Genomic DNA, 17,732 nt, shown 5'->3' with positions numbered 1-17,732 from the left:
TTTGAAAGATAATAATGCTAAAACTTTATTCTCTAATTCAGTAAAAGAACAGAAAATATTACTGAATGACGAAAGATTCATAACAATTAATGAAAAGGTTTCACACTCAGTTTCAAAAGTTATGAATTGGTTACTGGTTGCTTTACTGTTTATAACCGGTAGCATTTTTAAAAATTTCACATGCTTATTAATTATTTCAGCTATTGTTATTCTTAAATTTCTACTTACTATAATTTATTCATACTATTACAATAAAAAAATATAATTCGTCTACTTTATTAATTTCTAGCTATTAATGCAAAAAATAATGGATAGTTTTATTTTTACACAAAACTATCCACTGTCCCTAGTTTTTCTCCATCTGAAATCAATAGTAACTCTCTTATCTTTTCATAAATATATAAATAACTAATACATATCTTAAAATCATACACAAAATCTTATTTTTTTACTTTAATATTAATACCATTATGTAATAAATCAACAATAGCCTCTTCACTTCCTAAATTATCATAATCTTTATTCCAACCATAGATAATTCCCTTACTTTGATTTTCAGCAACGTATTGTGCCAATTTTTCGATTCCTTCATTTTTTGCTACTTTTACAAAGGTTCTATTTTTAATATCATGTTCTTCACTAAACATATCTTTATCACATGGAGCCTCTTCACATTCCCAACAACCATTTATACCTTCTTTTATACAACAATTGAATTGAAAACAACCCTCACTGCTCAAATGTCTCCCACAACAATTATTTTCTGACTTACATCCAGAGCATTTATCAGCTTCATGACATAATGGACAGATTAATCCACAATAACCAATTCTTTTAGTAATACTTTCTATATTCATTTCTTCAACACCCTTTTTTTGTAATTATTATCTTTACTATTTAGCATAACTAATCCTTACTTCCCATTTTTATTATACATGCTTTATAGAATATACTTCTATTTAAAGTATAACTTTACTAAGTAATTATTATAGGTAAAATATTAGATTAACCCTTATAGATAGATTTTTAAAGATTTATTGAGTTTAAGAAAATCTCCTCTAAGTCAGACTCAGATGAGTATTGATTTCTTAATTCCTCCATTGTGCCTTTAAATATTAATTCTGATTTTTTTAAAATTATTAATTCATCACATAACTTCTCAGCTACCTCTAATACATGTGTTGAAAATACAACAGTATTACCTTTAGCTGCATACTCTCTTATAAAATCTTTTAGTAAATAAGCAGATTGTGAATCTAAGCCATTTAAAGGTTCATCTAAAATCCATACTTTAGGGTTATTAAGAAGAGATGCTATAACAACAAGTTTTTGTTGCATTCCCTTTGAATAAGTTTTTATCTTATTATTTAAAAACTCTAGTAAGCCAAATCTCTCTCCTAATTCTTCAATTCTTTTTGCTCCATCTTCTTTAGAAACACCATATATATTAGCTATAAAATTTAAATGTTCATATCCAGTAAAGTTTTTATTTAAAAATCCATTATCGGGAACAAAGCCAATTTGTTTTTTTACCCCAATAGGATTCTTTAATATATTTTCCCCATTTATAAGAATCTCCCCTTCAGAAGGTTCATAGATTCCAACAATCATTTTAATTGTAGTAGTTTTCCCTGCACCATTATGTCCAAGTAATCCTATGACTTTTCCCTCTGGAATTTCTAAGTTAAGGTTATTAACAGCCTTTGAAAATTTACGATATGATTTTGAAACATTCTTAAAAGTTATCATAGATATCCTCCCTACCCCATTTTAAAGATTATACAAAGTATTGATTTTTAAAAATATTTTCTTATAAGCTTTTATAGTAAGTATTATTCCACCAACAATAATTGTTGTAGCTAACAAATAAAACTGATTTGTATATGATAATGCTGTTTTATTAAGCACTAAATGTATTACAAGCACACAAGGAACGTAAACAATAGGATATATACATGACTTATATAAGCTCATATTATCTTTTACTAAGTCTTTCTCATAACACCACTTTATATTTGGCTTATTAACATCATTTAATATTGAAATCATCACAATAAATAGTGTAAATACAAACATTGAAGCACCCATAAATATATAAACTAGTATAGGCAAATTCAAGAAAGCTAACATAACTAGGTTTACTATTATCATTGGTCCACTTAATGATAATGCAATGATTATTTTAGAAAACAATATTGTTTTTATGTTAATAGGCATCTGTAGTAAAAGTGGTAAATATCTTCCCTCTCTTGAAAAGCTAGTAGATGCTGTAACATTAAAACTGGCAAAAAATGATGATAAGTACATAAGGTAAATATATGCAAGTATATAATTTTCTTTCAATCCATTGATGCTTAAAAAAGATTCAAGTATAGGAATAAAGGTACAAACAATCAGTATAAATATTGGAAATATACCAATTGTATATAAAAAGAATTGGCTACTTCTTAATAATGCTAAAAAATCTCTTTTTATTAATGTGCTTAATATAGATTTATTTTCCTTATAAAAATTATCTTTTTTTGAATCACTGGAGTTACTACTATGAGAACTATTCAGCAATATTTTATAATACAATTTCTTGCCTATGAAAATACTTAATGTAATGAAAAATGCACCTAATATAATTGAAAGTACTATTGAATTTAATCCTATTGGTAAGTTACTAAAGGTCAAAGCTTTAGTAAGATATCCCTGCAATGGGAATATAATATTTATAAAATTACTTGTTTCAATATTATTTTTACTTATTAAAGCTAGTACACTCTCTGGAGACATAAAAGATTTTATTGCAAAATACACCATTCCAATACTCAGAATTATTGCTACTATAGTAAATATACGTTGAATTGATTCTTTACTCTTGCTTTTTATCGATAACCTACTCAATATTAAGGTTATAAAAATACCATAAACTATTGGTGTGACTGATATTAGTAATGATGCTATTAAACTATAAATATAGAATATAATTGATGCTTTAGATAATATTCCATATGTAAAAAGTGAAATTACCACCCAAATTGAAATAGGCACTAAATTAATTTCAACAAATAAAAATTTTGATATAAAAAGTGTTCTTTTACTCAATGGAAGACTTAGCAAAAATTCATTATCATCAGCAAAAGAAAAGTTAGACAATATTAGATATATACCTATTATCATAAAACTAATTGATGCTAAGGTTAGAATTAATGGTATCAATAAGTATTCAATATTCCCTGTGGATAATATAAAATACAATTTCACTGTAAAAAATAAAAATAAGATTAATATTATTGCTCCTGTAATTACTTTTAAAATTGTATTCCAAAAACTCTTCTCCTCCTTAAAAGTATCTTTTAAAAAGGATTTAAATAGATACGTAGTTAATAAATAAACTTCTTTCATAACATCCCTCCGCCCTCAAACACAATAAAATTAATCATATAATTCAGTATATTTTACATAATTATGCGGTATTATTTACTATATAATACCATGATACATTTTCAAATTCAATATTTTGGGATATTATTGTTATTTATTCCAAAATACTTTTAAATTTATTTATATTTCCTTAATAAGAAACATTACTTTAAATGAATTATGTATTTGATTCAGGTAAATGAATTAAGCAATTATCATACTTATCCTAAGTTTTTATAGAGAAATTAACTTACCCATTCAAGATTAACTAATAAAGTTTTTTTAAGGTAAAAATCTAAAAATACTTTAAAATAAATATTCTTAAATATTATAAAAAGCTAGAATAGTTTTGTAGCTCTATAAACTACTTTTCTACTCTAGCTTTTAATTCTATACTTAATCTATCACAATTTTAATATATGTAACTGCTACAAACGTATAAAGTTCCCAAAATATAATTCATTATTATTAACCTTTATTAGCTCCACAACCTTCTCTCCTCAACTATACTAAATAAAAAAGCTTAAATTCCTTTTATATAGTCAACTATCTCTTTAGCTATTTCATCATTTAATCCATTATTAAAATTTACACTTTGGTTCCTTCATCTTTAGTTTCTTTATCTTTACTTCCATTCTCTTCATCCTTTAGAGCATTCAAAACTACATAGATATTTTTAATATCATCCTTAGATAATTTTTCAAAATGATCTAGTTTGTTTTTTACATCATTTAAAACTGAATCTTTATAAGTTTTCTTACCTTTCTCTTTCTCTTTCTTTATGTAATATGTTGCTATGGTACTGGTAAACATACTTATAAAGCCGATTCCTACCATCATTACAATAGATGCTATTGTTCTACCTAATATGGTTTTTGGAATAATATCACCATATCCTACCGTTGTTACAGTTTCTATACTCCACCAAATAGCGTCACCTATATTTATATTTTCTGCTACAGATAAAGAAATAGCTCCTCCCAAAACGACTATTATAACTAAATATATCATATAGTGTAAATTATTTGTCTTTATAAACTTATTGAAATTTTTCTTAACTCTCTTAGGAATCCCTAGTAATCTAAAGAATCTATTTATTCTAAGTATAGTAGCTCCCTCAATTGGGATTATAGATATTAAATCAATTTTATTATGCAATATAAAATACTTTTTGTTCTTACTACGGATTAGTCTTTTAAAATAATCAACACAAAATATTGCCCAAATAATATTGTTAACAATTGAAATAGCTATTAAAGTATTTTTTGATATTCCTGGCTTTGCTTCAACAAATAAAAGCAAAGCTACAATAAGGGATAAGAAACCCATAAACAAATTATTTAATTTCTCTTTTTTATGCATTTAACCAAGCCTTTCTTTACAATTAACCTTTATTAACTCCGCAACCCTCTCTCCTCAACTATACTAAATAAAAAAGCTTAAATTCCTTTTACATAATCAACTATCTCTTTAGCCACCTCATCATTTAATCCATTACTACAGTTTAAGTCTACTTAAATTATTCCATTTTCTCCATATCACTAAGCTGATCAATATATTCTTTTGCTTCCTTTAAGCCAAGCCCTGTAATAATTCTATATTTTTTTATTGCTTCAACCTTTTTATCTTCTAAAATAAGTCTCATTAATTCCTCTTTTTCTTCTTTAGTTACTATATCAGGTACTCCTATCTTTTCAGCAATTCTATCTAAAGTTGACCTTATACGCATAAGATCACTTCTTAATTGAGTAATAACACTAACTAAAATCATTAGCATACCCACTCCAAAAATTATCCATATACTGTTAATATCCATGTATATCCCCCCTAATTCTTAATAATTAATTTTATTCCTAACTCAACCCTATTATAAAAGTACATTTTTTCAAAATTACAAAATTTAAACTTCCTATAAGAATAAAGTTCAAGATTAATACAATGCTTATATTATCAAGTGAAATAGCTAAGATAGCCAACATAATTAAAATAATTATATTCATATAAACAGTCCAATTTAGCCACTTTAAATTATGCATTGGTTATTCCTCCTTAATTTTTTATAATAAATTATTGTTTATATATTAAACTTTTTTTATCTCTTCTATATTAAAAATCTTTCTGTATATAATTGCTGGTGCTTCTGGATTATCTTCTGAAATCTGTAAATATCTAAATGGGGTATGTATATCTAGTAAAATAGGCACTAAGGCATTAATTCTATTTTCTAGATTCCTTCTAGAATCTAATTCTCTATCATACTCAAATAGTAGGTTTCCTAATTCATTGCTTGCAAAGAATTCATAATAAGTATCAAAATTTTGAAATTCCTCATAAAGGTTATCAATGATTGTCCAAGCTTCATTTTCAGATATTAAGCCTGTACCATATCCCATTTTTACAAGATGAACCACTCTAGATAAGTCAAAGCCCCTTACCCAGCTTTTAGTTAAAAGATTGTGGCTATTTAAATCAATAATCTCTAATGCTCCCATTAAATAATTTACTATTTGTTCGTAGCCATCTTCACTTTTGCCCTCATACCCATAAATCTTATTAAATGTTTCTGTTTTCTTTATATTTTTTGAAGTAATTTCTAGATTTTTATGTATTAATTCACAATAAATACTTAATTGGATGTTGGCGTACTGAGAATTAGTACCGTCAAGCAAATAATTCATCTGATCTATTAATTCATGTTTATCATTTATTCCCCAAGAATTTTTTAATGCACTTTTGAAGAGTTTTCTCTTCTTATATCTTTCAGTAAACCTTATGGATGAATCTAAACTTAAATAAGCCTTTATAACCATTAACCACTCTGTTTCCTTGTCCTCTTCTTCTCTTATAAGTTTGCTTAATTCTGGTGCGTATGGATAAACACTCCCCATTGATAAAACCTTTAATCTCTCAACGGTATCTGGAATAGTGCTATCATTATGTAACTTATTTTTTAAATTTTCACCTGCAGTTGACACTATAACTCGTCCTCCTCTATTTATGTTTAAACCTTTATAAATGCTCTAAGTATATCAAATATTAAATTTAGGCTATCTTTTATGTGAATGTTAGTTTTTAGATAGCCATTCAAACCTAACTTAATCTCTATTATAAATGTTTAACTCCTTATTAACATTATATAGTAAAACTGTTAATAAAGTAATAATCCTATATTTTCTTATTGTATTTTTAGTTTATATACTTAACTTAGAGAAATTTATTTGTCTTAAATTAATTTCAAATAAAGGAATAATATAATAAAATTAAATAAAACAAATATAAAATTTAGGAGGTGTGTTATGGATAAGCGTTTTACATTTAATGAGGATGCTAGTAATTATGATAAATGGAGACCTACCTATTGCAAAGAGTTGTTTAGTGATGTTATTGACTATTCAAAACTAGATAAGAATAAAAGGACTTTAGAAATTGGGATTGGTACTGGTCAAGCTACTCTTCCCTTTCTTAGTACTGAATGTGATTTAACAGCTATTGAACTTGGTGAAAATCTTGCAGAGTTTTCAAAAAATAAATTTAAAGACTATAAAAACTTTAATATCAAAAATATTTCCTTTGAAGACTTTAAGTGTAATTCTAACACCTTTGACCTTATATATTCTGCTACTGCTTTTCATTGGATTGATGAAAGCGTAGGTTATCCAAAAGCTTTTAACCTATTAAAGCCTAATGGAACTTTAGCATTATTTTGGAATAAGCCATTCATAGGACGTAAAGATGATTTATTGCACCAAAGAATTCAAGACATATATGAAAAGTATAAGCCTTCAAATACTAAACCTATAGAAAATGATGAAAATCATTATAAAGAACTTTTAAAAAGGCTAAAAAAATATGGATTTAAGGATGTTAAACTTAAACTATATCACCAAACTAGAATCTTTAATTCCTATGATTATATATCTCTATTAAATACCTACTCAGATCATAGAATCATGAATCCAAAGATAAAAGAACAATTTGAAAAAGAGATTAGGCAAGCTATTTTAGAAAACAATAATTCATTAAAGATATATGATACTATAGAACTCTATTTGGCTAGAAAATAAGTTCTGAGGCTTTGTTTCAGATAATTGTTGATTTTATCTAACACTTTAGTCCTTCTTAATTTTATCTAACACTTTAAACCAATTAAATTTATTCAAATTTTTAATTTATTTAGTAGTTTAAAAATACTTAATTAAGAAAACTCTTTACTCTTAGTATTTCTACTAATAGGAAATCAAACTCTAATATTATTTATTTAAGGCTTAGGACATGTATTAGTATCCTAAGCCTTAAGTAAAAAATTATACTAAAAAAACTAAAGTTTAAATGCAGTTACAAAAAAACATATTGCTGCGACAAAGGATAATGGAGTCATTACATATTTTTCTTTTTTGCTTCTAGATATTAAATTCATAATAGTGTTTAAAGATAAATAAAAAGCAAAAAATAAACAAATATACTTCGTTACCTTAATAGAAAACCATAGTGGAATTAAGCCACCTGCTTGTAAAATAATAATACTAGCAAAAAGCTGAATCACCACTGAAATTATTGCCATAACCCTATACTTTTTAGGCAGTATTCTGTGTTGTCCCCCCATTGTAAACTCACCTAGTGGTAAACCTAAAGCCACTAAAACAGAAAGTACAGCTATAACTAAAAATAAGCTTGCCCCTAATATTGCAAACATAAACCTCTCCCCTTTATATTCAGATAATCTAATATTACATTACCTATCCAAATATAACCAACAAACTCTTTGTAAATACTACTTTCTCTCTTAGATATTAATAGTCTTGTTATTTCTTATCTTTTTTAGATTTAATAAATTTAGTAATAAAATAAATTATTATTATCCATAAAAACACATTTAAAATTATTGAAAAAACCCTCATATAATTTATATCAACATATAGATTTCCATCCATTTTTATCTACCCCTTAGAATTATTGTAATGTTTCTTTAACTTTTCAATTTTAAATTCATTCTTTATTATTTCTTTTACATTTACTATTAGGGTAAATACTCCTAATGCTAATGTCTCTAAGATAACAAAAGTATAACAACTTCATTTAAGTTATTTCAATAATCTATGTATAACTGGTTACTTTTTAAGTATAACTGGACCTCTTCTATTAAAGAGTATTAAATACTAAAAATAATACGTAAAATATATTTATATAAAATTTGATCTAATTTGTAACTATGATAAAATAAACTTCGAGGTGAAGATTATGAAGAAAATAGTAAAAGTAGTTGGCGCTATAATTGAAAATGAAAATAAAGAAATTCTTTGTGCCTTAAGATCAAAAGATATGTCTATGCCTAAGTTTTGGGAATTCCCAGGTGGAAAGATTGAAGAAGGAGAAACTTTAGGCCAAGCTATAGTTAGAGAAATCAAAGAAGAATTAGATTGTGACATAGAATACATATCTACATTTAATGATAATACTCATGAATATGAAAAAGTTATAGTTAACTTAATTACATTAAGATGTAAACTTGTGAATGGAATACCAAAGGCTAGTGAGCATGCGAAACTTATGTGGCTTCCAGTAGATTATTTAGAGACTCTTTCATGGGCTCCTGCAGATATTCCTGCTGTAAAACAATTAATAAGTGAAAACTAAAAAACAGGAGTCTCCTCCTGTTTTTTTAATATAAAATAGTTTTAACTATTGCCTAATTTAGGAATGTCAAAAGTATGTTACACTTCTACAAACCGCTATTTTACTAGCCTCTTGCTTCCTAGTTATTTTTTATTTTCTAATAATATATCTAGTGAAGTTAAAATAAATTTTAAAGCTTTATATATAGAAACCATAAATAATATGCTACTTATAAACAAGCCAATAACTCCTAATATTAATACTAACCAAGATATATAGAATCCAATTTCAGATGTAGTTTGAGAAAATGATCCACCAAGCATGCAACATACTGAAATGAAAAATATAATAATTGATGTTTTAAGTTTATTTAATATAGTAGTAGAATTCTTCCCAATTATTTTTTCACTCACTCTAAATCCCCCTAACAATAAGTTATATATTCTTTTGATTATATTTTACATTATAAGAAATTAATTACAATACAAAATGCATAACTTGTCATTTATAATGTATAACTAAAAAAATCATAAAAAATTCTAGATTTTATGATAGTACAAAATACTTTAATAATTTTCTTAAACTATAAAATTATTCAAACAAATTATACTATTATAGATATTACTGTAATTCTCAGTAAATAATATAAAGAAGAGTTACTTAACTTCATTAAACCTTGCTGTTAAGTAACTCTATATTCTACATATATTCAATTATCCAAGCTTAATAAAAATCTCAATTACTTATGATACGGTATTTTAACCTATAAAGATAGCCTTAAGCAAGTACTATCAATGGTTAATATTATTATAACCCTCATTTATTTATAGTACGGTTCTCTGACACAACTGTAAATGAGTTATTTTTATTTTTTTATAATATATAGTAAAGTTAAATTCACTGTTCTTCTTCAACATCAAAGCGATCTGCATTCATTACTTTATTCCATGCAGCTACGAAGTCTTCTATGAACTTTTTCTCATTACAATTAGATGCATATACCTCAGCAACTGCGCGAAGTTGTGAATTTGAGCCAAAGATAAGGTCTACTCTTGTTGCTGTCCATTTTTCCTTACCTGTTTCTCTATCAAAGCCTATAAATCTTTCTTTACTTTCAGGCATGGCTTTCCACATTGTATCCATATCAAGAAGATTTACAAAAAAATCATTTGTAAGACATTCTTCCCTCTTTGTAAACACCCCATCCTTTGATTGTTTATAATTAGTGTTTAGCACGCGCATACCACCAATTAACACTGTCATTTCTGGAATAGTTAAGTTTAATAACTGAGCTTTATCTATTAACATTTCATCTGATGTTGCTGCATATTCATCTTTTACATAGTTTCTAAATCCATCTGCCTTAGGTTCAAGAACACTAAATGAATTTATGTCTGTTTCCTCTTGTATTGCATCATTTCGTCCTGGAGTAAAAGGAACAGTAATATTATGCCCTGCATTTTTTGCAGCTTCTTCAATACCAACGCATCCGCCTAATACAATAATATCAGCTAAAGAAACTTTCTTTCCCTTTGAATGTGACATATTAAAATGCATTTGAATTCTTTCTAAGGTATTTAAAACCTTCTTAAGTCTTTCTGGCTCATTAACTTGCCATTGGCATTGTGGTTTTAAGCATATTCTTGCCCCATTTGCTCCTCCACGCTTATCTGAACCACGAAATGTTGATGCAGATTTCCAAGCTGTTGTAACAAGTTCTGATATTCCCAATCCTGAATCTAAAATATTTTTCTTAAGTTCTGAAATATTCTTTTTATTAATCAATCTATAGTTAACTTGTGGTACTGGGTCTTGCCAAATAAATCTTTCTTTTGGAACTTCTGGTCCAAGATATCTTGATATTGGTCCCATATCTCTATGTGTTAGCTTAAACCAAGCCTTGGCAAAATCCTCAGCAAATTTTTTTGGATTATCTAGGTAATTCCTTGCTATTGCTTTATACATAGGATCATTAATAAGTGCTAAATCTGCAGTAGTCATCATAGGTCTATGCTTTTTAAATGGATCATGGGCATCAACTACCATATCCTCTTCATCTACATCTATAGCTAGCCATTGGTATGCCCCTGCAGGACTTTTAACTAATTCCCACTCATATTTAAATAATGTTTTTAAGTAACCCATTGTCCACTTTATAGGCTCTGCTTTCCATGCACCTTCAATTCCACTACCTATTGTATCTGGCCCCTTACCAGTTTTATAACTATTTTGCCACCCCAATCCTTGCTGTTCAATAGGCGCAGCTTCTGGCTCTGGTCCAACATATGAAGGTGATGCAGCACCATGACATTTACCAAAAGTATGTCCACCTGCTATAAGAACAACAGTTTCCTCATCATTCATTGCCATACGAGAGAATGTTTCTCTTACATCATTAACTGATGCCGTAGGATCAGGTTTTCCATTTGGTCCCTCTGGATTTACATAAATTAAGCCCATTTGTACAGCAGCAAGAGGATTTTCAAGTTCTTTATCCTCTTTGTCATCTTTATTACGCTCATTTCCAAGCCATACTTTCTCACTACCCCAGTAAATATCCTCCTGTGGTTCCCAAACATCCACTCTGCCACCACCAAAACCAATTGTTTTTAATCCCATAGATTCGAATGCACAGTTACCTGTCAATATTATGAGGTCAGCCCAAGATATTTTATTCCCATATTTCTTTTTAATTGGCCAAAGTAAACGACGTGCTTTGTCTAAATTCACATTATCTGGCCAGCTATTAAGTGGTGGAAAGCGTTGCAATCCTTGACCTCCGCCTCCTCTGCCATCACCAATTCTATAAGTTCCAGCACTATGCCAAGCCATACGTATAAAAAATGGTCCATAGTGACCATAATCAGCAGGCCACCATTCCTTAGAATCTGTCATCAATTTATATAAATCATTCTTTAGTTCATAATAATCTAACTTTTTAAATTCTTCAGCGTAGTTAAAATCTTTAGACATAGGATTGCTTAGCTCTGAGTTTTGACGAAGAACATTAAGCCTAAGCTGATTTGGCCACCAATATTCATTAGTTGTTCCACCACCTGCCATTGCTTTACTTGTTCTTCCTGTGACTGGACATTTTCTTTCTACCATAACACTATCCTCCTTACCCTTCTTCTTTACCTACCTGCACACCTACTTAATTTATGTATACATATAAGTAATGTAACCTTTCTCATATAAATACTCTTACAGTAAATTATATAAATATATAACTAGTACTATGAGTAAATTGGAAAATAACATATTATACGTTATTTATTAAAATCTATTTTCAGTAAAAACTTTCTTTTATTTTAATTAATCTTTCAGAATATGTAATTTGTATTATCTATATCTTTTAATATTATTGGATAACTATTATAGTTTTCAGAGTAAATTTAAAAGGAACTATATGAATATTTATTTTCATATAGTTCCTTATTTTTATTGATTTTAATGATAATTTCAAAGCAAAACATTAAATATTGTATTATTCTTATATTAACTCTACCAAACTTAAACCTCGAGTAATCGAGGAGGACAACTATTTAAAAAATAAGGAATAACGGCACTACCAATAATTAATGATAAACATCCTAAAACAGTACAAATATTTCCTATCATAGACATCCCTCCTTGAATACTAACTAATATGTTTACTAGTCCCCGTAACTTCCATTAGTGTTTCATCAGTTTCCTGATTCCGAGGCAGGACAATTATAATTATATGAAATTCTTAACATTTATTCAAGTATTTATAAAGAAAATTTTTAAAACTTGAGTATGTAAAAAAGTCCTTATTGCTGTTATGATTATTATTCTGTGAAAGTTTATTAAATCCCTTAGCCAATTCATATTGAGAAAAGTCTTTTAACAAAATACTTATAATCCAATAATTAGGCTTATTTCTCGTAACATGAACCACTCTATTTTTAAAAATTCTTTCATTCTGTGATAAATTTTTTTAATGAACTAATTAATAATGGACTTAATGTCAAATTAGGATATTCATTTATTACTGATATTTCTGAGTTTAAATAATCTATACTACTAAATTTAGCTATATCTATATTAAAAAAATAAACGTTTTTAAAAGTACAGTTTTTAAATTTAACATATTTTATATTTGTAGCAAAAAATACAGTATCCTCAAATGAACAATTTACAAAGCTGCTATGTTTAAGGTTAGAAAAAATAAAATCAATGCCCTTAAATTTTACTTTTTTAAACTTACAATAAGTAATATTTACTTTTTTAAACCGTATATTGTAAAAAGAACTTTCTGATGAACTTTTATTATGAATAGTTCCATCATAATAAAAGTTGCTTCTAAGTGGTCTTAATATATTATTAAATAAATTGAGTGGAGTATTTAATCCTTTTTTTCTTTTTAAACTTCTTTTTTCTCTAAGTTTAGCTTTTCTTTTTTTCTTTCCTCTTCCCATAAAATCACCCTTTCAAAATATTAATTTATTATATAGATTTTTTTAACAAAACAATTAATATTTTTATAAAAACACCTTTATAACCTATAACATTAAAATTTTATCATATCCTAAATAAATTTTACTAATATTCGCAATTATAATTTAGTTAATCAGTTTTTCTCAAATAAACTTTTTAATTATATATTAAATATATATTGAATATATATAGCAATAAACTATCATAATTAACTATATATAATAATCTTTATAAATTCTAAAAAAATACGAGTTAATTTATATCTATACTTACGATAGTAAAAATAACTCTCACCTTCCATATTAGGTTGCTTATGACTAATTGGAGTTCTTTTCTCAAATAGTTCAAAGCCACATTTTTCAGCAAGTTTATATGATGTCACATTATCACAGTTAAAATATAAAAAAGAGTTCCTTAACTGCATTAAAACTTACTGTTAAGAAACTCTATATTCTACATATTATTTTCTATATTCAATTTATACCTTAACAATACTCTTAAAGCTTTTATTAGATATAATTGCACTTATAAAGAATATGCATATTGATACTAATACGCTTATAATAAATGTTAGATTTAAGTTTTCTGATAAGAATTTTCCTAAAGCTTGTATTGCAAAGAAACTATGAAGAAGCCCTATTGATAGTGGAAGTATATAAAACAATGAAACTTCCTTTCTGATTGCTCTTCCTAAGTCCTTCTTTGACACTCCTATATTTTTTAGGATTTTATATTTCTCTTTATCATCATTTGCATCACTATATATCTTAATGTAAATTATACTAGCCTCTGCAAGTATAAATACTAAAAATAGAAATGCTCCAATTGCATAGACAAGCTTTAACCATGCTACATTTTCAGTCTCATATATACCTACCTGAAAGTTGACATCATCTGTTAAATAAGGCTTTAATCCAGCGCCTAATTTATTTAATATATCTTTATCTAATAATTCTTTGTCATCTTTTACTTTAATGCCATAAAAATTTATCATTTCACCACTATTTTTCAGCTTTTCATATTGGCTATTGTTAACAACCACTGCAGGATAGTTAATTAATGATCCTAAAACCTTAAATCTTATATCACTTTCACTTACTTCAAAAGTTTTATCACCAACAGTAACATTATTTTTCTTAACTAAACTTAATAATGTTCCTGGGCGCTGAATATATATTACCTTATCTCCTTGCACCATTTCTTTATTAACCTTTTCTAAGTCTTTTTCATATCCATTACTCTTTAATATACTGGTGAATTTATCATAAGGTAATACTATATACTTTTGTTCCCCATTTTGAATATTATCTTTAACCATTAATACATCAGTGTTTAAGTCAAATTTCTTTTCTCCTAAAACCTTTGTAACTTCCTCTGATATTTTTTCATTATTCATTGCATTTGAAGAAGAAAAAGACATTGAAAACAATTGATCATTTTCTTCGCTCATTGAATAAAGCTTTCTCATGGATACTGATGTACCTAGGACAGTAATTGTACATGCTGTTAAAATAACTATAGTAGCATAAGTAGTACAATTCTTCTTTATTCTATAAGCTAAGTTATTAATAGTTATTATATTTTCCCCTTTATATAATATATTTTTATTGTTAATTAAAGAATTAAGAACTATTGGAATAGCAGCATAAAATAATCCATAAGTACCTATACAAACTAAAATCAATGTTTTTAAAGCATTCATTTTAGAGCTAAAGATCAAGTGATATCCATATGTAATCAATCCTATGGATACAATAGCAATAATATAAGTAAACACAGTTATTTTAGGCATTTTTTCTGTCTTTTTGCTATCATTTAAAAGATCAATTACCTTACTACTTGCAATATTAACGAATCCCTTAATGCTCATTAACAAAAATATAGACATGAATATTAAAAATGTAACCACTATTGAATTGACTGTAACTTCAAACTTAACATCCACATTAAAGTTAGCAACTGCAAAAACTATCATTTGAAAAAACTTAGAAAATAATACCCCAGCCCCTATTCCAATTGCACATGAAGATAGTCCAATTAGCATCATTTCTGTAAAATATATTTTGCCGATGGTCCTTAAGTCAACTCCCATAAAAGTAAATAGCCCTATTTCCTTTTTTCTATTTCTTAAAAATACATTTGATGTGTACCATATAAAGAAAAACATAAAAATTCCTAAAACTAAACTTATCATTCTTAATATCATTTTTGTATAGGAAGCATTAAATTCACCTAAAATATTTAATGCCTCTCCATCTATAAGTATTATAAAATTATTTAAAATAATTACTGAAAATATCATTGATATAAAAAACATACTGTATGTCTTTATATTATTTTTAAAGTTATTAAAGGCAATGGAAAATATACTCATTATTTAGCACCTCCTAAAGTTGCTAATAAATCAATTATCTTTCCATAAAATTCTTTTCTATCCTGCCCTCTATTTAATTGGCACTTAAATTCTCCATCACTTAACATATAAACTTTTTTAGAATAACTTGCACAAAAGGCATCATGTGTAACCATTATTATAGTAGCTTTATTTTCTTCATTAACTTTCTTTAAGCATTCTAATAAATCAATAGAAGATTTAGAATCTAAAGCTCCTGTTGGTTCATCAGCAAATATAACCCTTGGCTCTGTGATTAAGGCCCTAGCTGCAGCTCCTCTTTGTTTTTGCCCTCCTGACAGTTCATAAGGATATTTCTTAAGGTGCTCTTTTAGCCCAAAAACCTCTGCCATTTTAATAACTTTTTCTTCAATTTCCTTAGTTTTCTTTCTTCCTAATGCTAATGGAAGTGCTATGTTATCCATTAATGTCATGTTATCTAAAAGACTGTAATCTTGAAATATAAAGCCTATTTTTTCTTTTCTAATATTGGATAACTCCTTATTTTTTACCTTTGTAACATCTATTCCATCTAAAAGTATTTCTCCTTTAGTAGGTTTGTCCAATGTCGATAATAAATTTAAGAGTGTAGTTTTACCTGCTCCTGATGGCCCCATTATAGATAAAAACTCTCCTTCTTCAACAGATAGAGATATATTATTTAAAACCCTAGTCTTAAAGCCCTTTATGCCATAATCCTTTGATAAGTTGCTTAATTTTAATATTTCGCTCATTCTTTTTCCTCCAAAATCAAATTTCTTATTTAGCTGAACTATTAATCAGCTTATAAGTTAATTTTAGTGGTTTTTTAATAATTAATCCTTCACTTAACCTTACATTTAGACTTTCAATGTTACATTTTTGTAATGGTAGTATAATCAGATATTTTATTAAACCTTATTTTAAATAGAGTATATTCATCCTTTACAGAATTAACCTCAATAAGACTCCCTAATTTATCTAAAATCTTTTTACTAAAATAAAGTCCCATTCCAGTTGATTTACATGTAGTATTTCTGCCATTAGTACCTGTAAAGCCTTTATTAAATACTCTTTCTAAATCCTCCTCTGCTATTCCAACTCCATTATCTTTTATGTTTAAGCATATATATTTCTCTGTTTCTTCCCCATAAAATTCAATTCTTCCATTTCCCTTTGAATACTTTATTGAATTATTAATGAGCTGATCTAAAACATATAAAACCCACTTTTTATCACTGTAAATGTAGTAATCAAGATTGTGCAATTTTATTTCTATATTATTTTTTATCAACATAAAGGCATTATTTTTTATTGCTTGTCTTACTATATCTTGCAATTTTTCTTCTGAAATAAATATATCCTCTGCAGCTGCTGTTGCTCTACTTCCATACATTACTGAATTAACTAGAAAGTTGATCTTTTCAATTTCATTTTTAATATCAGTACTAGCTTCCTCATCCTCCATACGCTCTAAAATAATAGATGTAGCGCTTATAGGAAGCTTTATTTCATGAACCCACTTAGAGATATATTCTTCCATGTCTTTAATTTGTTGTTCTTTGCTTTCTATTAAATCCAAATACTTTTTTTCTTTTTTATTTATGATATAAGTAATTATTTCTTCTTCTAGCGATTCTCCCTGAACATCATTTATATTAATATCATTGTCATCTTCCATAATTTCATATAAAGTACTGAATCTTTCTTTCCAGCTTTTATATTTAATGAAAAAACTAACCCCATAAAAGATTATCAATATTACATCTAAATAATATATTTCTCCCATGTTGCCTTTTAATAAGTTTGATACAAAGAAATAAATATTAATGGTCAGTAATATGCTGCAATTAAATAAAATAGTTTTTATATTTTCTTT

At 27.0% G+C, this 17,732-nt stretch carries 16 protein-coding genes; 3 read left to right on the top strand and 13 right to left on the bottom strand.

Annotated elements, in window-relative coordinates; translation table 11 throughout:
* Position 1: 1 nt before the first annotated feature.
* Complete coding sequence (locus AC2A4K_RS06525) at positions 2-265, top strand: hypothetical protein (RefSeq protein ID WP_322503760.1); 264 nt, start codon at positions 2-4, stop codon at positions 263-265.
* A gap of 175 nt (positions 266-440) precedes the next feature.
* Here AC2A4K_RS06525 and AC2A4K_RS06520 read toward each other — a convergent pair whose 3' ends face one another.
* The 6 genes from AC2A4K_RS06520 to AC2A4K_RS06495 all read right to left on the bottom strand — a co-directional run bounded on the left by AC2A4K_RS06520 (position 441) and on the right by AC2A4K_RS06495 (position 6,383).
* A complete protein-coding gene (locus tag AC2A4K_RS06520; protein WP_322503761.1) occupies positions 441-857 on the bottom strand; it encodes a DUF3795 domain-containing protein in 417 nt (138 codons plus the stop codon).
* Between the two features lie 169 nt (positions 858-1,026).
* Positions 1,027-1,749, bottom strand: a complete 723-nt coding sequence (locus AC2A4K_RS06515; protein WP_322503762.1) for an ABC transporter ATP-binding protein — start codon at positions 1,747-1,749, stop codon at positions 1,027-1,029.
* Between the two features lie 21 nt (positions 1,750-1,770).
* Complete coding sequence (locus AC2A4K_RS06510; RefSeq protein ID WP_322503763.1) at positions 1,771-3,390, bottom strand: putative ABC transporter permease subunit; 1,620 nt, start codon at positions 3,388-3,390, stop codon at positions 1,771-1,773.
* A gap of 606 nt (positions 3,391-3,996) precedes the next feature.
* Positions 3,997-4,770, bottom strand: coding sequence for a potassium channel family protein (locus tag AC2A4K_RS06505; protein WP_322503764.1), 774 nt, complete (start codon positions 4,768-4,770; stop codon positions 3,997-3,999).
* Positions 4,771-4,927: 157 nt separating this feature from the next.
* The gene (locus AC2A4K_RS06500; protein ID WP_322503833.1) at positions 4,928-5,230 is read right to left on the bottom strand and encodes a ribosomal protein L7/L12; all 303 of its coding nucleotides are present in this window, start codon (positions 5,228-5,230) and stop codon (positions 4,928-4,930) included.
* Positions 5,231-5,489: 259 nt separating this feature from the next.
* Positions 5,490-6,383 (bottom strand): DUF1266 domain-containing protein, encoded by an 894-nt coding sequence (locus AC2A4K_RS06495; RefSeq protein WP_322503765.1) that lies wholly within the window; start codon positions 6,381-6,383, stop codon positions 5,490-5,492.
* A gap of 321 nt (positions 6,384-6,704) precedes the next feature.
* Here AC2A4K_RS06495 and AC2A4K_RS06490 point away from each other — a divergent pair, with 321 nt between their 5' ends.
* A complete protein-coding gene (locus tag AC2A4K_RS06490) occupies positions 6,705-7,472 on the top strand; it encodes a class I SAM-dependent methyltransferase (RefSeq protein ID WP_322503766.1) in 768 nt (255 codons plus the stop codon).
* A 254-nt stretch (positions 7,473-7,726) separates the two neighbouring features.
* Here the strand turns inward: AC2A4K_RS06490 and AC2A4K_RS06485 are convergent, their stop codons facing one another.
* On the bottom strand, positions 7,727-8,101 hold the full coding sequence (locus AC2A4K_RS06485; RefSeq protein WP_322503767.1) for a hypothetical protein: 375 nt from the start codon (positions 8,099-8,101) through the stop codon (positions 7,727-7,729).
* 545 nt (positions 8,102-8,646) lie between these two features.
* Here AC2A4K_RS06485 and AC2A4K_RS06480 point away from each other — a divergent pair.
* Complete coding sequence (locus tag AC2A4K_RS06480; RefSeq protein WP_322503768.1) at positions 8,647-9,042, top strand: (deoxy)nucleoside triphosphate pyrophosphohydrolase; 396 nt, start codon at positions 8,647-8,649, stop codon at positions 9,040-9,042.
* A 122-nt stretch (positions 9,043-9,164) separates the two neighbouring features.
* On the opposite strand, the gene AC2A4K_RS06475 is transcribed toward AC2A4K_RS06480, so the two are convergent.
* From AC2A4K_RS06475 to AC2A4K_RS06450, 6 genes are all read right to left on the bottom strand, one after another.
* Positions 9,165-9,434, bottom strand: a complete 270-nt coding sequence (locus tag AC2A4K_RS06475; protein ID WP_322503769.1) for a hypothetical protein — start codon at positions 9,432-9,434, stop codon at positions 9,165-9,167.
* 484 nt (positions 9,435-9,918) lie between these two features.
* The gene (gene katG / locus AC2A4K_RS06470) at positions 9,919-12,129 is read right to left on the bottom strand and encodes a catalase/peroxidase HPI (protein WP_322503770.1); all 2,211 of its coding nucleotides are present in this window, start codon (positions 12,127-12,129) and stop codon (positions 9,919-9,921) included.
* 833 nt (positions 12,130-12,962) lie between these two features.
* Positions 12,963-13,463: a pentapeptide repeat-containing protein gene (locus AC2A4K_RS06465; protein WP_322503771.1), complete on the bottom strand. Its 501-nt coding sequence runs from the start codon at positions 13,461-13,463 to the stop codon at positions 12,963-12,965.
* 497 nt (positions 13,464-13,960) lie between these two features.
* Positions 13,961-15,856: an ABC transporter permease gene (locus AC2A4K_RS06460; RefSeq protein WP_322503772.1), complete on the bottom strand. Its 1,896-nt coding sequence runs from the start codon at positions 15,854-15,856 to the stop codon at positions 13,961-13,963.
* Positions 15,856-16,608, bottom strand: a complete 753-nt coding sequence (locus tag AC2A4K_RS06455) for an ABC transporter ATP-binding protein (RefSeq protein ID WP_322503773.1) — start codon at positions 16,606-16,608, stop codon at positions 15,856-15,858. The genes AC2A4K_RS06460 and AC2A4K_RS06455 overlap by 1 nt, the downstream gene beginning before the upstream one ends.
* A 119-nt stretch (positions 16,609-16,727) precedes the next feature.
* Positions 16,728-17,642 (bottom strand): ATP-binding protein, encoded by a 915-nt coding sequence (locus AC2A4K_RS06450; protein WP_488458848.1) that lies wholly within the window; start codon positions 17,640-17,642, stop codon positions 16,728-16,730.
* Positions 17,643-17,732 lie beyond the last annotated feature (90 nt).

It is taken from the genome of Clostridium sp. LIBA-8841 (assembly GCF_057782475.1).
Note: the sequence above shows the minus strand (reverse complement) of the source record. Positions and strands in the feature narration are given on the sequence as shown.

What these genes read in the sequence shown, in the direction of transcription:
- AC2A4K_RS06520 (WP_322503761.1), bottom strand. Translation starts at nt 857, where the DNA reads ATGAATATAGAAAGTATTACTAAAAGAATTGGTTATTGTGGATTAATC.
- AC2A4K_RS06515 (WP_322503762.1), bottom strand. Translation starts at nt 1,749, where the DNA reads ATGATAACTTTTAAGAATGTTTCAAAATCATATCGTAAATTTTCAAAG.
- AC2A4K_RS06510 (WP_322503763.1), bottom strand. Translation starts at nt 3,390, where the DNA reads ATGAAAGAAGTTTATTTATTAACTACGTATCTATTTAAATCCTTTTTA.
- AC2A4K_RS06505 (WP_322503764.1), bottom strand. Translation starts at nt 4,770, where the DNA reads ATGCATAAAAAAGAGAAATTAAATAATTTGTTTATGGGTTTCTTATCC.
- AC2A4K_RS06490 (WP_322503766.1), top strand. Translation starts at nt 6,705, where the DNA reads ATGGATAAGCGTTTTACATTTAATGAGGATGCTAGTAATTATGATAAA.
- AC2A4K_RS06485 (WP_322503767.1), bottom strand. Translation starts at nt 8,101, where the DNA reads ATGTTTGCAATATTAGGGGCAAGCTTATTTTTAGTTATAGCTGTACTT.
- AC2A4K_RS06480 (WP_322503768.1), top strand. Translation starts at nt 8,647, where the DNA reads ATGAAGAAAATAGTAAAAGTAGTTGGCGCTATAATTGAAAATGAAAAT.
- katG (WP_322503770.1), bottom strand. Translation starts at nt 12,129, where the DNA reads ATGGTAGAAAGAAAATGTCCAGTCACAGGAAGAACAAGTAAAGCAATG.
- AC2A4K_RS06465 (WP_322503771.1), bottom strand. Translation starts at nt 13,463, where the DNA reads ATGGGAAGAGGAAAGAAAAAAAGAAAAGCTAAACTTAGAGAAAAAAGA.
- AC2A4K_RS06460 (WP_322503772.1), bottom strand. Translation starts at nt 15,856, where the DNA reads ATGAGTATATTTTCCATTGCCTTTAATAACTTTAAAAATAATATAAAG.
- AC2A4K_RS06455 (WP_322503773.1), bottom strand. Translation starts at nt 16,608, where the DNA reads ATGAGCGAAATATTAAAATTAAGCAACTTATCAAAGGATTATGGCATA.
- AC2A4K_RS06450 (WP_488458848.1), bottom strand. Translation starts at nt 17,642, where the DNA reads ATGGGAGAAATATATTATTTAGATGTAATATTGATAATCTTTTATGGG.